Source organism: Peribacillus sp. FSL M8-0224 (assembly GCF_038003055.1).
Taxonomy (GTDB): domain Bacteria; phylum Bacillota; class Bacilli; order Bacillales; family DSM-1321; genus Peribacillus; species Peribacillus frigoritolerans.
The window spans coordinates 5594430-5609976 of sequence record NZ_JBBOOJ010000001.1; the positions used below are offsets into that span (position 1 = coordinate 5594430).

The following is a 15547-nucleotide window of genomic DNA, read 5'->3' on the forward strand; positions in this document are numbered from 1 at the left end:
ACAAGGAAAGCGACCGATTATTATGAGTAAAACATTGACGTTCCGAAAGATGAATACGGCAGATATCGACCAAGTGCTTAATGTGGAAAAGCAGTCTTTTACTTTGCCTTGGAGCCGGGAAGCTTTTTTTAATGAATTGAATCATAATCAATATGCTGTATACATGGTGATAGAGGATGAAGGGAAAATTGCCGGTTATTGCGGTGCCTGGATCGTCATTGATGAATCGCACATAACCAATATTGCGATATTACCAGAATACCGAGGGCAAAAGCTTGGAAAAGCTTTGCTCAGGAAGATGATTGAAATCTCCATTTCAATGGGTGTGGTGAGGATGACACTTGAGGTCCGTGTCAGTAATGCCGTAGCCATTTCGCTTTATGAAAAACTTGGTTTCCAAAAGGGCGGAATCCGAAAGAATTATTATACAGACAATCAAGAGGATGCTTATGTTATGTGGGTGAATTTTTCATGAAAAAAAATCAAATTATATTAGGAATTGAAACAAGCTGTGATGAAACTGCGGCAGCCGTCATAAAAAATGGAACGGAGATACTGAGTAATGTCGTGGCTTCACAAATAGAAAGCCATAAACGTTTTGGCGGTGTCGTCCCGGAAATAGCTTCCCGTCATCATGTAGAACAAATTACGATTGTTCTTGAAGAAGCGCTGCTGCAAGCGGGTGTGACATATGAAGACTTGGATGCCATTGCCGTTACTGAAGGTCCCGGCCTTGTAGGGGCTCTATTAATAGGTGTGAATGCGGCGAAGGCTGTAGCTTTCGCACATGGAATCCCGATTGTCGGTACGCATCATATCGCTGGTCATATCTATGCAAATCGGCTTATTCAGGAGATTGAGTATCCTGCGCTTTCTTTAGTCGTTTCGGGAGGTCATACGGAATTGGTGCTTTTAGAAGAACCGGGTTCTTTCAAGGTGATCGGGGAGACGCGGGATGATGCAGCAGGAGAGGCGTATGATAAAGTGGCTCGAACCTTGGGGCTCCCTTATCCTGGCGGGCCTCATATCGATAGGCTTGCGCAAGAAGGCTCACCAACCTTGAAACTGCCTAGGGCATGGTTGGATGGCAGCTATGACTTTTCTTTCAGCGGGTTGAAATCAGCGGTAATCAACACTTTGCATAATGCAGAACAGCGCGGGGAAAAAATTGAACCTAAAGATTTAGCGGCAAGTTTCCAAGCAAGCGTGATAGAAGTGCTTGTAATGAAAGCTGTGAAGGCTGCAAAGGAATATAATGTGAAACAGGTATTGCTTGCTGGAGGAGTTGCGGCAAATAAAGGCCTTAGGGAAGCATTAACGGAAGCTTTTAAGGATTTACCTATGGATATATCCATTCCGCCCCTCTATCTTTGTACAGACAATGCTGCCATGATTGGTGCTGCTGGCAGTGTCATGTTTGAAAAGGGAAAGAGATCCGGTTTGGATTTGAACGGAAATCCTGGATTGGATATAGAAGCATTTTAATGGACGAGAAGACAGGATCGCTCACTTTGGCATCCTGTCTTTTTATCGTGTTAATAAAATAATAGAATATTCTGTGGATAAAGTTTTTTTGATAATCATCCTGCATGTGTATAAAGGGGTGTTTTTGTGGATAAGTGGATATGTTTCTGTGGATAATGTGTATAACTCAAATTAATGGCTAATAAGCGGTAAGTGGTTTGTTAACAAGTTTGTGGATAACTTTCAAGCGACACTTTGGTTGGAAAAGAAAAAGACCGAGTCAATTGACTCGGTCTTTTATCACTCTTCCAGTTCAGCCCATTCTTCGAGAAGCTGATCCAAACTTTCTTGTGCATGATCAAGTTTTGTTTGGACTTCCAATACTTTTTCGTGGTCCTGAAAAACATTTGGATCACATAGGAGGTCATTATATTCGTTTATTTCGGTTTCAAGAAGCTCCATGGCTGTCTCGATTTCCTCAATGCGCCGTTTTCGCTGGCGTTCAGCTTTTTTTGCTTCTTTATCAATTTTGTAATTTGTTTTTTCTACAGCCGCATCTAAAGTTTTAGCCTGATCCTGCTGTTCAAGTGCTTGGATTTCCGCTTGCTCCTGTTTCTTCTCTAGATAGTAATCATAATCACCGAGGAATTCTTCGTTGCCGTCTTTGGAGAGCTCTATCACTTTCGTTGCTATCCGGTTTATGAAATAACGGTCATGTGAGACGAATAGAATAGTTCCCGGATAATCAATTAATGCATTTTCAAGCACCAATTTACTATCGAGGTCCAAATGGTTCGTTGGTTCATCAAGAATTAAAAAATTCCCTTTTTGCATCATCATTTTGGCTAGAGCAAGCCGAGCCTTTTCGCCCCCGCTTAGTGTGGAAACGGTTTTCAAAACATCGTCCCCGCTAAATAGGAAATTACCTAGTACGGTGCGAATGTCCTTTTCCGGTTTAAGGGGATAGTCGTCCCATAATTCATTGAGTACGCGTTTATTGGAAACAAGGTTAGCCTGCTCTTGATCGTAGTAGCTGACTTCTACGTTCGTTCCAAAACGGAAATCCCCAGAAAGGGCAGGCAGCTTGGAAATGATCGTTTTCAATAAAGTTGATTTTCCAACTCCATTTGGTCCGACAAGAGCTATGCTCTCTCCTTTTGTCATCCGGGAATTAATATTCTTTGATACCGTTTCCCCTTCGTATCCGAGAGCCAGGTCCTGGAGGTGGAGTACTTCATTTCCGCTTTGCCTTTCAATCTGGAAAGAAAAATTCGCCGATTTTTCATCACCTTGCGGCTTGTCCAGTACATCCATCTTTTCGAGCTGTTTACGTCTGCTTTGTGCTCTTTTCGTTGTGGAAGCCCTTGTGATATTACGTTGGACAAAATCGCGAAGCTTTTCGATTTCCCCTTGCTGTTTCTCGAACAGTTTCATGTCCCGCTCATAATCTTCCGCTTTTCCCTCTAGGTAAGAACTATAATTACCATGGTATTTTTTCATGTTATTCCGGGAAATCTCATAAACCAGGTTTACTACTTTATCTAAAAAATAGCGGTCATGGGAAACAATGAGGACAGCTCCCTGGTAGCCTTGTAAATATTGTTCAAGCCAAGAGAGGGTTTCGATATCCAAATGGTTCGTCGGCTCATCCAGAATCAATATATCCGGTTTCCTTAAAAGCAGCTTACCTAATGCAAGCCTTGTTTTTTGCCCGCCGCTTAAAGTGGAAATTGGGGTAGAATAGTCAAAGTCGGCAAACTGAAGACCATGCAATACGGAACGGATATCCGCTTCATATTGATAACCGCCCTTCTCTTTGAATGCCACCATCAAAGTGTCGTATTCATTCAGCACTTTTTGGTAAACCGTTTCGTTTTCAAAGATGTCAGGTCTGGCCATATCAGCCTCAAGGCGACGCAGTTCCTTTTCCTGCTCTATAAGATCAGTGAATACAGTAAGCATTTCATCCCAAATGGTCAATTCGGATTCCAATCCAGTATCCTGGGCCATATAGCCGATGGTGACGCCTTTTGGTTTGATTATTTCACCGCCATCATGGGAAAGCTGCCCGGCTATGATTTTTAGCAGAGTGGATTTGCCGGCGCCATTTCGGCCGACAAGGGCAATTCGATCTTTATTTTGAACTTCGAGCTTCATATTTGATAAAATAAGTTCAGCTCCATAATATTTCGATAGTTGATTGATTTGTAATAAAATCATAGATTTCACCTCAATTGATTACTGTTAGTTTAACGTATTTTAGTTATTATCGGCAACAGCTTGGTTCCAAGCTGAAAGAAAAGCTGTTACATAAAGTGGAATAATAGTGTATGATTTAGGAGGGGTTACTTAAATGGGAGACTTAACGCATTTTAATGAACAGGGCAGGGCCAAAATGGTCGATGTGAGTGCTAAGCCTGAAACAACCCGGACGGCAGTGGCTCAGTCGAGCATTTTATTGAATGATGAAATATATGAATTGGTCACGAACCATAAAATGAAAAAAGGTGATGTACTGGCTGTTGCACAAGTTGCAGGAATCATGGCCAGCAAAAATACATCCAATATAATTCCGATGTGCCATCCCATTGCTCTGCAAGGGGTCAATATAGCCTTTGATTGGGAAAAAGAAGAACAAGGATATAGGCTTAGGATTGAAACGGAAGCTAAGACAAAAGGGAGTACAGGTGTGGAAATGGAAGCGTTAACAGCTGCATCCGTGACTGCCTTGACTGTTTATGACATGTGTAAGGCCATTGATAAGGGAATGGTGATCGGGCCTACATTCTTAGTGGAGAAAACAGGCGGAGTGTCTAGTAGCGATTATAAAAGGCAAGTAAAACGAACAGATAGAGATTAAGTTGAAAAGCATGTGTGAAGGCGGGGAAGAACAATGAACCATGACCCAAAGATACCGCAGGCAACAGCCAAAAGGTTGCCATTGTATTATCGATTTTTAAAGAACTTACATTCCTCAGGCAAACAAAGAGTTTCCTCGGCTGAGCTAAGTGAAGCCGTAAAAGTGGATTCTGCTACCATTCGCCGTGATTTTTCCTACTTTGGCGCGCTTGGGAAAAAAGGCTACGGCTACAATGTCAATTATTTATTATCCTTCTTCAGGAAAACACTAGATCAAGACGAATTGACCAAAGTCGCTTTAATTGGAGTGGGGAATTTAGGAACCGCTTTTTTAAATTACAATTTCATGAAAAATAATAATACAAAAATTGAAATGGCTTTCGAAGTTTCTGAAGAAAAGGTCGGCAAGCGAATAGCTGATGTGCCCATCTACCATATGGATCAAATCGATACACTATTGCAGGAAAATAATATTACTGCGGCTATATTGACAGTGCCTGCACAGGTAGCCCAGACGATAACCGATCGTCTAGTCAAAGCTGACATAAAAGGAATATTGAATTTCACTCCTGCACGGCTGACCGTGCCGCCATCCATAAGGGTCCACCACATTGACCTGGCCGTGGAACTTCAGTCGCTCATCTACTTCCTGAAACATTATCCGGTAGTGGAAGAAGCCGCTTTGGAGGAATGAAAAAACGCTGCAGCTATGCAGCGTTTTTTTATTTTTTCTTATTTTTTTGTGCGGCTTTAATCTTAAAGTGCAGCATGATCATGCGCAATCCCGATCCAAAATCAAGAGTCGCAATAAGGACAAGTATGTAGGCAAAGAGTCCCCATCCTGAAGAATTGACGGTTTGAATTGCGATAGCGGTAAAAAGAGCTCCTAAGCCTGCATAAATGATGCCCATGAATAATGGTGATTGCCGTTTCATAATAAACCTCCGATGAAGGCCTGTGCAGTATCTAGCATCTTCTCAATATCCTCCCGATATACCACTTGAAGGATGATAACAAGCGTGTTCATCGCAATATGAGCGCTCATGGATACGAGAATGCGGCCTGTTTTCGCATAAAGGAAAGCAAAAGTGAAGCCCATTGCCGTATATAAAAGAAGATGTTCAAATTCACCATGCGCCAAGCCGAAAATAACTGAGCTGATTAAAGCTGAAATAAAGAAGTTAAAGCGTTTATGAAGTGATCCGAAAATGATTTTACGGAAAATTAATTCTTCCAATATAGGTCCAATTACTGAAGTGACGAAAATGACCATGGGGACTTTGTAAATGAGTGAAATGAGTTGCTGCGTATTTTCAGATTCAGACTCCACCCCAAGCATTTGTTCAATGCTTCCGGCAATGCTTTGCGCAAAAAGAGCCATGAACACTCCTGCAATTGCCCATAATATGGACATGGATACGGAAGTTTGGTTTCTCGTGTCCAACTTTTCCCTCATATCTTTTCTCATTAAAAAAAGAATCAAGAATAAAGCAGCGAGAAAACTGAAAACTATCCAGTATGCTGCAGATTTCACTTCGAGTTCATCAGCCGGCATTCCGGTATAAGACCCGATCAGCATGAAAATGGGTACCCCGACAATACTGGATAATTGCATGGCAATATAAGTGATGATGACGAACCAATATTCTTTTTTCAAAAATGAAAACTCCTTTTATAGTCACCCATCCGCTTGGAACGTTACTGACATGGGGACAATCTATAAACGCATACTACAAAATGGTATCAAAAATTGGGGAAGAACACCACTTAAAGGTACCCCTAACATGACATTTCAATGACTATGTTTAGGAAATCATTATGCTAAAGTAGTTTACCCGTAATTTATCAGAAATTAATAAAAAATTTTCAATAAGATACTTGCAAAAAAGGCTCGGTTTATTTAATATTATAAATGTGTTAGCACTCGATGATGAAGAGTGCTAATAATCATGAAACAAATTATCAAGAGAATATGAGGAGGTTGTTTCACTTGTTAAAACCATTAGGTGATCGCGTTATTATTGAACTAGTTCAAACTGAAGAAAAAACTGCAAGCGGTATTGTTCTTCCTGATACTGCTAAAGAAAAGCCACAAGAAGGTAAGGTAGTAGCAGTTGGTACTGGCCGTGTCCTTGAAAATGGCGAACGTGTTGCTTTAGAGGTTGCCCAAGGCGATCTAATTATCTTCTCAAAATATGCAGGTACTGAAGTTAAATACGAAGACACTGAATACTTAATTTTACGTGAAAGCGACATTCTAGCTGTTATCGGCTAATTATACATCATACTTAACTGAACGAAAATTTTCTTAAATTTTAGGGAGGTACTTATAAATGGCTAAAGAAATTAAATTTAGTGAAGAAGCTCGCCGCTCCATGCTTCGCGGTGTGGACGCACTTGCAGATGCAGTTAAAGTAACGCTTGGACCAAAAGGTCGTAACGTGGTTCTTGAGAAAAAATTCGGTTCGCCGCTTATCACAAATGACGGTGTGACGATCGCTAAAGAAATCGAATTGGAAGATGCATTCGAAAACATGGGTGCGAAATTGGTTGCTGAAGTAGCAAGCAAAACAAACGACGTAGCTGGTGACGGTACAACTACTGCAACGGTTCTTGCGCAAGCGATGATCCGTGAAGGTCTTAAAAACGTAACAGCTGGTGCTAACCCAATGGGTATCCGTAAAGGAATCGAGAAAGCGGTCAATACTGCAATTGCAGAATTGAAAGCCATTTCCCAACCTGTTGAAAACAAAGAATCAATCGCACAAGTTGCTGCCATCTCTTCAGCTGATGAAGAAGTGGGCCAACTGATTGCGGAAGCAATGGAGCGCGTTGGTAACGACGGCGTCATCACAATCGAAGAGTCTAAAGGTTTCACAACTGAGTTGGACGTAGTAGAAGGTATGCAATTCGATCGCGGATATGCATCTCCATACATGGTTACTGATTCAGATAAAATGGAAGCTGTCCTTGAGAATCCATATATCTTGATCACTGATAAAAAAATCACGAATATCCAAGAAATCCTTCCTGTACTTGAGCAAGTTGTACAACAAGGAAAACCGCTATTATTGATTGCTGAAGATGTAGAAGGCGAAGCACTTGCAACTCTTGTTGTGAACAAACTTCGTGGAACATTCAACGCTGTTGCGGTTAAAGCTCCTGGATTCGGTGACCGTCGTAAAGCAATGCTTGAAGACATCGCAGCTCTTACAGGCGGCGAAGTAATCACTGAAGAAATCGGACTTGATCTTAAATCTGCAACAATCGATTCATTAGGCCGTGCGTCTAAAGTGGTTGTTACAAAAGAAAATACAACGATCGTTGAAGGATCTGGAGATACAGCTCAAATCCAAGCTCGTGTAAACCAAATCCGTGTTCAATTAGAAGAAACAACTTCTGAATTCGACCGTGAAAAATTACAAGAACGCCTTGCTAAATTAGCTGGTGGCGTAGCGGTAATCAAAGTCGGTGCAGCTACTGAAACAGAATTGAAAGAACGTAAACTTCGTATTGAAGATGCATTGAACTCCACTCGTGCCGCTGTTGAAGAAGGTATCGTAGCTGGTGGTGGTACAGCACTTCTAAACGTATACAATAAAATCGCTGAAATCCAAGCGGAAGGCGACGTAGCAACAGGCGTGAAAATCGTTCTTCGTGCCATCGAAGAGCCTGTTCGTCAAATCGCTCACAATGCTGGACTTGAAGGCTCTGTAATCGTAGAGCGCCTTAAAGGCGAAGCAGTAGGCACTGGCTTCAACGCAGCTACTGGACAATGGGTGAACATGATCGAATCAGGTATCGTCGATCCTACTAAAGTAACTCGTTCAGCTCTACAAAACGCTGGTTCTGTAGCAGCCATGTTCTTAACTACAGAAGCTGTCGTTGCTGACAAACCAGAACCTGCAGGCGCTGGCGGCATGGGCATGCCTGACATGGGCGGCATGGGCGGCATGGGCGGCATGATGTAATAGGGTTTTAAATCCCTTGAAATATAGGGGTTTAAAGAGTATTTAGAAAAAAATGCTCACCTATTTGCTCACCTAACATGTAAATATCTTTTAAAGTTGAAGGTCTTCCATCAGTTTACTGAACTGATGGGAGGCCTTTTCTTCCATGTTGTCAGTCATATGAGCATAGATATTCATCGTTGTTTGAATATCTGTATGTCCTAATCGTTGTTGAATTTCTTTCAACCCCACCCCTGCTTCGATCAGTAAGGATGTATGCGTATGCCTGAATGAATGCAACGTTATTTCCTTGTTGATATGCGGTAACTTCTTAAGAAGACGTTGTAATCGTATTGCAGGCAGTTTTTGCACCAATGGATATCCCTCTGGTGAAGTGAAGACAAAGTTTTCATCCATATAATGATGCCTGTTTTGAATTTTCATTTTATTTTGCTGTAGTAGATGCTTTTTTAGCAACTTCATGACCTGATTGTCCATTTTAATCGTACGTATAGATCCTTTTGTTTTTGGTGTAAGCAATGTGTAATTCACCTTGTTGTTCGTGGGATTATATAAAGTCTTGGAAATTCTTATAGATCCACTCCTAAAATTGATATCAGGCCACTTGAGAGCTAACGATTCACCGATCCGAATGCCTGAATAGGCTAATAGCGAAAACAGCGTATAATCATTACTAAGTCCTTCAGTACGAGCAAGGGATAAGAATCCTATAAGTTCGTTTTTTTCTAGGAATTTCTTTCTGAGATTCTCCTTTTCAACTTCTTCAATAGTAGCTTGTTGTTTAGGAAGGCTATAGTTTTCTGTCGGGTTCTGTTGTAACCATTCAGACTCAACGGCAAATTTGAAGATCATTCTGCCTGTTGTATGTATCCCATCCATATAGTTCTGTGAATACATTTTGCTCAGCTCATTTAAATATTCTCTATAAACAGACTTACTAATACTTTTTATTGGTGTGTTTGTCCACTGTTTAAGTAATACGTTAGATTCTTTCGTTCTAGCACGTACACTACTTACTTTAGCTTGTGTTGAATAACTTTCAAGCCACTTTTCTGCTAACGTATGAAAGTTCATATTAGAATCTTGTACAAATTCTCCTCTAGAAATTTTGAATTCCATTTCTTTAGCTGCATCTTTAGCGGCTGTTTTTGAAGAAAATCCTGATTTTGTAATCTGTTTTCGTTTTTTTGTAATAGTGTCTATGCCTAGGTTGACGGTGTAACTCCACTTATCCCCCCGTTTACGGAAGTAAGCCATTATGTGCCTCCTTTAATTAGTCATCTTCCAATAACAATTTCAGCATCGTCTTTACTTTTTCTATTTCAGATTCTGATAACACTTTACCTTTATATAAAACATCGTGTACTTCTTGGTTGAGTATATTATCAAGGTTAAATAAATTTCTTTTTAATTCTTCCTCGGTATAGGTAATATAATAGCCGATTCCATTCTCATCTGTTTTTTGATAGACAGATGGTACACTGATTTCTATTATTTCGAGATCACTTTTTGTGTGAGCACCGACGATTGTTGATACAGGCAAAATTTTTATCAATGCTGAAGCTACTAATTCTAGCCAGTCTTCAAAATTTCCAACACCTAATATTTCTCCGAGCTTTTCTCCATATTCTTTTAGAAGTGCTGAATTACTTTTGAGGTTTTCTTCAAGTGACTTATATGTCTTACTATCTGTATTTAAATGTTTAGCCATTTCGGTGATGTCTTTATTCTTATGCAATCTCAATATTTTTAAAAAGTCACCTGCTGTACCATGTAACGCAAGGAGAAATATAAATTTGTCATGAACCATGTACTCAAGTTTAGATTGAAATCTCTTTATATCGGATCTAAGGGTCGCCTTATTAATATAAGGTTCGTTATCATCAGGACATGGAATATTTTCTTTCTTCTCAACAATAAATTGTTTTTTATATTCAATGGGTAAAGTAATCAAAAGCTCTGAAATGTCATCTGACTCTTTTCGATCTGGTGTCATGAAACCGGCAATTCTCATTAATGCGAAGTAGTCTACACCTAATCCGGTTGCTATTTTTTTGATTAATTCTGGTTGTGGTGTATCTCTGTTTCCATTTTCAATTTGAGAGATATAAGAATGAGAAACTCCAGATTTCTCACTTAAAACCCTTATAGACAAGCCTCTCGATTTTCTAATACGCTTTATTTCCTCTCCAAAGGCACTAACCTTTTTCATTTTTCACACCTACTTTCACGTCTGTTTTCATTATAATAACACAATTGTGAACGATTTTGTTAAAGTGGTTGCAAAGTTTATGGTAATGATTTACACTGTGGTTGTAAACAATTGCAACCACATTAATTTCGATTGTAATCAAAATGGACAGGGGGAAAAGAAATGATTAGCTTTGAGATTGATCAGGAACTATTGAAAGAACTTTACCTTCAGAAAGTAGAAGAGCATTTACAGGAGATTGAGATGGAAGTGTTTTTCATGGACTCAAAGCAATTGGCAACTTATTTGAACATGTCATGGAATACAATCGTATCGCATCTTTTATATGATGAGAAATTTCCAAAAGTACGATTAGGTTCAAAATGGCTGTTTAATAGAAAAGAAGTACAAGAGTTTATGGAAAAATATTATCTTGAAGTCCGTAACAATGGCGGTGATATTTTGAAGTATAAACGGAAGCTATAATTTGTGGATGGTTGTGTTTGTGATGGAAGAACAAAAAAACCTACTAACTCATAGGCGTGAGTTAATAGGCACCAAAAAAACATTACACTGTTATTTTATATTCGAATTAAGGAATAAGCAAATGCAAAAATAAAAGGGGGAAGTGCTATGGCTAATCGGAAATCAGTCACTCAAAGTGTAGAAAAAGTTCTCCCAGGAGCGAAAATTATTAAATGTCTAGGTTATTTAAATGGGAATAGCAACTATAGTGCAGCTAAAAGACCGTTTGAGTCATATAAAAATAAAGAAAGTTTAACTGAAGAAGAAATACAAAAACATCTATCAAAGGGTGGATGGATTGGAGCATTAATCCCAAGAGGCTTTATTGTAATCGATGTAGATATTCTAGAGCATGCTTCTTATCTTGTAGAGTTGCTCAGAGGAGAAAAAGTCCATCATCATCTAATCAAAACACCAAGGGGCTTTCAATTTATTTTTAAGGCAACTTCTAATGAGAACGTTCAAGTGAAAATGATTAGTCATTTCTTTTCGTCCATAGGGATTGTAGTAGACACTCGGGTTGGCACAACTAATAGTTTAATAGTGTTTCCGACTTATAACACAGAAGGTAGGTTCATATCCCAAATAACGGATCACCCCAATGAACTGCCTTGGTTCTTAAGACCAGTTTGGAATGCTGAAAAGACAAAAGGTTATGAGTTTTCAATTCCTATGCAAAATGGATCACGTAATCAATCACTCTATGATTTTGGAAGAAGGTTGAAATCAACGGGAGTACCGATGGAGCAAGTTGAGAAAAGCATGCTATTAATCTACCAGTATTTCTGTATTGATAAAGACGCTAGCTACACTATAAATGATGTAAAGGCCTCTATTGCTAGTATTGGAAAACTTGAGTCTACTACAAGAAAAAAGCAGTTGGTACAATCAGAATCAAGCAACAATGACTTTGATAAAGTATCGGGATTTGTTATACCTGAGCCATATCGAATTAAGCATGATTCACTTTATAGAATAGAAGTGAAAAAGGTCTACGGAGAATTTCAAGACATTGAAGTCTTTGTGAGCAGGAATGTTCCATTCATAACTAAATACTTGGAACATATTGAAAAAAGCGAGATATATTATGAAATTAGTTGGCGTAACAAAGGAAAGGACTATAAGGAAACTGTTCCTGCGGGTATGCTAGCCTCAAGGCGTGAATTATTGGCACTTGCAGATAAAGGGTTAAGTTGCAATGATTCAAACTCTAAACACCTAATTGAATACTTTGATTTGTTCATAGGACTAAACGAAATACCGACAGTCAAAATGGTAAATCGGCTGGGGGATGTAAAGGGAAACTTCATACATCCAATTTCAACTAAAGACATACATATAGTTCCGAGCGATGGGGGGGAACAACAAATACTAGAGTCCTTTCGAGTAAAAGGAACTGTTGAAAGTTGGATTAAAAATGTTTTTAACTTAGTGAAGGATCATCCAAAGGCTGTTTTCCCTTTACTAGCATCTTTTGCTTCGGTTATTTTACATGAGTTTGATATGAAGCCCATAGTTGTTGATGTATCAGGAGAATCCAGTAGTGGCAAAAGTGGTTTGCTTCTACTCTGTTCATCAGTGTGGGGGAACCCTAAAGAGTATATTGGATCTTTTAACGTAACCAAAGTGGCGGTTGAAAGAAGATCCGCATTCCTGAATTCTTATCCTCAGATACTTGATGATTCAAATGGAGTAAATGACACCAAAATGATTCAAACGATGATCTATCAATTTGTGAATAACATAGGAAAGCTAAGGGGAAGTATCACAGGCAGCCAACACACCGCATCATGGAGATCGATTATGTTAACATCCGGTGAAAATGAAATCTTGGCCTATGCAGAAGCTCAAGGTGTAGCAGCAAGAGTAATTCCTATTACTGATTTCTCGTTCGAAGGTGAGGACGAAAGCTTTTCAGGAAAACTTTACACCTCATTTACCGACAATCATGGTGCGATTGGAATTGAGTTCTTAAATCGTTGGAAGGATAAACGAAATATTTATTCGCGGGAATTTGAAGAGTACAGAAAAATGTATTTGGAAAAATCAGTTAAGAATGATGTTGCGAGAAGAATTTCTCTTCATTACTCTTTTATAGTGTTTACTGGAAAGGTGTTAAATGACCTTTTTAATCGTGAAGGATTGAATGTGGATTTAAACGCTCTTGAGGCACTTTTCTACAATATATCAAATGAGAACAAGGCGGTTGATAGACCTTTATTAGAACTGGAACAGTTACTTGAAGAGATTGATTCAAATCGAAGCAGATTATATGTAGAATATGAACCTACACAAACTATAAGTGCCCTATATCACAATGGGGAATTATATTTAACTCCTGCTTACATTAAAGAGAGTTTAGGGGTAAATGCAAAACAAATTCGATCTGCCTGGTTGAAAAGAAATGTTACTGTCACTTTTAAAAATAAGGATTTGGATGTCGATTACACAACTATTAATAAAAGAGGTAGGGCTCATAAAGGAATATTAATCAATAAAGATATTATCAAAAAGTTGGGGTTTGACTTCAGCACAAAAAAGTTTTGAATTACAAAAAGGGTTACATGAGGATACATAACTTGTATTCTTTTGTAACCCTTAAAATGTTGATAGAGTAGACTTTTTAAAGGTATAAATACAAGAATACAAAAATTACAATTGTTATTATATATTTATATAGATTTTTTGTTATTATTAGTGCTGCTAAATTATAGTATATTACTGTTTCTTTTTTTTTTTGTATTTTTGTAATTTTACCTAAAATATAGCAAGAATAGCGTTGATGTATCAATGTTTTAAATGAATACAAAATAATGAATTTCAGTCTGTTTTTAAGTAACTGCAAGTAATTTCATATCCCATAATAAGGAGTTTTTTCAAACACGACGACCAATCGGAATATAGTATTTCAGATAATGATTCTTGAAAAAGAAATGAATTCAAGAATAGAATTAGTGTAAACTCCCTTTACCTTACTTCTTGATGTTATTTTTTTGCTTGAAATTAAAATATAAAAAGGAGGCTGGCTGATAATGAAAAAAAGGAAAATGTCAGAAGAACAAAAAGAATTAAATGAATTGCTATATCGTATATCTAGTAAATGATGTACTACGGAAAATGAACGGAGAAGGTGAACCGTTTAAACACCTAGAAAAGGAGAAGGACATTGTGGTTTACACAAATGATAAAAAGGCAATGAAGTTCTGGGAGGAATAATCTTAAAAAAATAATCCACCCTTGAGTTAGTGGCTCTGGTGGATACTTCTCACCCTATCCGCATAATTTGGTATGGAAAAGAAATACCTATCTGTGCAATGGAGAATGTAACATTATTACCTTTATTCCGAATACAGAAGGGGAGTTTTTTATTCAATCTTATCTCCTCCAAAGGATTTTAATTTAGACCTTTATAAATTAACTCTCAATCAAATAAGAGCGTCTACTCTTATAAAGCATTATTGTATAATTTAATTCTTTATTTCACCTAATTGATTTGGATAAAGAGAAGAAATTTAAAAAATAGAATAAAGGTAAAATGGAAGTGACAGTAAATTAATTTTAGTAGGTGGTTTAATGAACAGAAAAGTTAAGGTAATTATCGGGGGGGGATTTTATGTATTGTTTTCCCCCCGATTATTAACTTCCTGATGACATTTGGAAATGCAGAAACAAACAATGACTGGATTGGATTTTTTGGTAGTTATATAGGGGCCCTAATAGGAGCAGCTGTTGCTGTTATCGTTAGTAGAATCCAAGCAAATAGTTCGAGTAGGGATCTATTGAAACAAATGGATCTTCAAGCTCAACATGTTAAAGAAAGAATCGACAATGAAATTAACTCATTAAAGCTATCAAACAGAGTTTTTATCGATTACACAATGGATTTCAAGCCATTATTGCTGAGCGATAAGAATGAGGATGAGAATAAGATTCTTCTTCCACGTGATTTCTATCTCTTAATAAAACATAATCCAAATGATTATTTAGAAAAGTTGAAAGTCAGATTTATTAAACTGGAATTCTACGGGGCTACAGATTGTGTATTAGATATAAAGATAAAGATGAGGCGATCAGAAGAGAATGCAGAGGAAGAATGGGATTATATGTATCTCGCCGGATGGAGAAAGGGGGATAACATTTTCATTCCTGTTACCCTTCACTCTCCTAATGAAACAAGAAATTTATTAGAACTAGAAATAGAATATACTACCTTGCTTCAAGAAAGGATAAGATTTGTAAGTGATTTGGTCAAGCGAAGGGAAACTTATTTATCAATCGTAAATGGATCTGAACAAATTATTAACGAGAGAGAACTCCTTAATGAGCAGTATATACTTCCTGGAAATAAATTGAGCCAAAACTAACAGGCCAACCTGTGCTTTTTTTACCAGGGTTTAAAAGGGGTTTTCCACTCATCTGCCCCTATAGTTAAATAAAAATTATCAATCTTTTTTATAAATGATAAGACTTTATTACAAATCTACAACTTTTAAAACCTATAAACAAAAAACAAGCTTATGGAAGAGATTCAAATAAA

At 38.1% G+C, this 15547-nt stretch carries 14 protein-coding genes; 9 read left to right on the forward strand and 5 right to left on the reverse strand.

Annotated features, from left to right (window positions below; all coding sequences use genetic code 11):
* The first annotated feature begins 22 nt into the window (after positions 1-22).
* Positions 23-475: a ribosomal protein S18-alanine N-acetyltransferase gene (rimI, locus tag MKX49_RS27375; RefSeq protein WP_340878343.1), complete on the forward strand. Its 453-nt coding sequence runs from the start codon at positions 23-25 to the stop codon at positions 473-475.
* The gene (tsaD, locus tag MKX49_RS27380) at positions 472-1485 is read left to right on the forward strand and encodes a tRNA (adenosine(37)-N6)-threonylcarbamoyltransferase complex transferase subunit TsaD (protein WP_063596068.1); all 1014 of its coding nucleotides are present in this window, start codon (positions 472-474) and stop codon (positions 1483-1485) included. The genes rimI and tsaD overlap by 4 nt, the downstream gene beginning before the upstream one ends.
* A gap of 279 nt (positions 1486-1764) precedes the next feature.
* Here tsaD and MKX49_RS27385 read toward each other — a convergent pair whose 3' ends face one another.
* Positions 1765-3684: an ABC transporter ATP-binding protein gene (locus tag MKX49_RS27385; protein ID WP_340878345.1), complete on the reverse strand. Its 1920-nt coding sequence runs from the start codon at positions 3682-3684 to the stop codon at positions 1765-1767.
* Between the two features lie 133 nt (positions 3685-3817).
* Between MKX49_RS27385 and moaC the strand changes: the two genes are divergently transcribed.
* The gene (moaC, locus tag MKX49_RS27390) at positions 3818-4324 is read left to right on the forward strand and encodes a cyclic pyranopterin monophosphate synthase MoaC (RefSeq protein ID WP_034306347.1); all 507 of its coding nucleotides are present in this window, start codon (positions 3818-3820) and stop codon (positions 4322-4324) included.
* A gap of 33 nt (positions 4325-4357) precedes the next feature.
* Positions 4358-5017 (forward strand): redox-sensing transcriptional repressor Rex, encoded by a 660-nt coding sequence (locus tag MKX49_RS27395; protein WP_034306345.1) that lies wholly within the window; start codon positions 4358-4360, stop codon positions 5015-5017.
* A 28-nt stretch (positions 5018-5045) separates the two neighbouring features.
* Here the strand turns inward: MKX49_RS27395 and MKX49_RS27400 are convergent, their stop codons facing one another.
* Both MKX49_RS27400 and MKX49_RS27405 read right to left on the reverse strand, forming a co-directional pair.
* Positions 5046-5258 (reverse strand): YdiK family protein, encoded by a 213-nt coding sequence (locus MKX49_RS27400; protein ID WP_034306342.1) that lies wholly within the window; start codon positions 5256-5258, stop codon positions 5046-5048.
* The gene (locus MKX49_RS27405) at positions 5255-5980 is read right to left on the reverse strand and encodes a CPBP family intramembrane glutamic endopeptidase (protein WP_034306339.1); all 726 of its coding nucleotides are present in this window, start codon (positions 5978-5980) and stop codon (positions 5255-5257) included. Before MKX49_RS27405 ends, MKX49_RS27400 begins: the two co-directional genes overlap by 4 nt.
* 333 nt (positions 5981-6313) lie before the next feature.
* Here MKX49_RS27405 and groES point away from each other — a divergent pair, with 333 nt between their 5' ends.
* Together groES and groL are read left to right on the forward strand one after the other, a co-directional pair.
* The gene (gene groES / locus MKX49_RS27410; protein ID WP_034306337.1) at positions 6314-6598 is read left to right on the forward strand and encodes a co-chaperone GroES; all 285 of its coding nucleotides are present in this window, start codon (positions 6314-6316) and stop codon (positions 6596-6598) included.
* A gap of 58 nt (positions 6599-6656) precedes the next feature.
* The gene (gene groL / locus MKX49_RS27415; RefSeq protein WP_034306335.1) at positions 6657-8294 is read left to right on the forward strand and encodes a chaperonin GroEL; all 1638 of its coding nucleotides are present in this window, start codon (positions 6657-6659) and stop codon (positions 8292-8294) included.
* A gap of 90 nt (positions 8295-8384) precedes the next feature.
* Here the strand turns inward: groL and MKX49_RS27420 are convergent, their stop codons facing one another.
* Together MKX49_RS27420 and MKX49_RS27425 are read right to left on the reverse strand one after the other, a co-directional pair.
* Positions 8385-9551 carry a site-specific integrase gene (locus MKX49_RS27420; RefSeq protein WP_230162267.1) on the reverse strand — a complete coding sequence of 389 codons (1167 nt, stop codon included), beginning with the start codon at positions 9549-9551 and terminating at the stop codon, positions 8385-8387.
* 16 nt (positions 9552-9567) lie between these two features.
* Entirely contained in the window at positions 9568-10506 is a 939-nt protein-coding gene (locus tag MKX49_RS27425) for a helix-turn-helix domain-containing protein (RefSeq protein ID WP_340878346.1), read from the reverse strand.
* Between the two features lie 162 nt (positions 10507-10668).
* On the opposite strand from MKX49_RS27425, the gene MKX49_RS27430 reads away from it, so the two are divergent.
* The 3 genes from MKX49_RS27430 to MKX49_RS27440 all read left to right on the forward strand — a co-directional run bounded on the left by MKX49_RS27430 (position 10669) and on the right by MKX49_RS27440 (position 15374).
* Positions 10669-10971: a helix-turn-helix domain-containing protein gene (locus MKX49_RS27430; protein ID WP_340878347.1), complete on the forward strand. Its 303-nt coding sequence runs from the start codon at positions 10669-10671 to the stop codon at positions 10969-10971.
* Between the two features lie 147 nt (positions 10972-11118).
* Entirely contained in the window at positions 11119-13557 is a 2439-nt protein-coding gene (locus tag MKX49_RS27435; RefSeq protein ID WP_340878349.1) for a DUF927 domain-containing protein, read from the forward strand.
* A 1100-nt stretch (positions 13558-14657) separates the two neighbouring features.
* On the forward strand, positions 14658-15374 hold the full coding sequence (locus MKX49_RS27440; protein ID WP_340878350.1) for a hypothetical protein: 717 nt from the start codon (positions 14658-14660) through the stop codon (positions 15372-15374).
* Positions 15375-15547 lie beyond the last annotated feature (173 nt).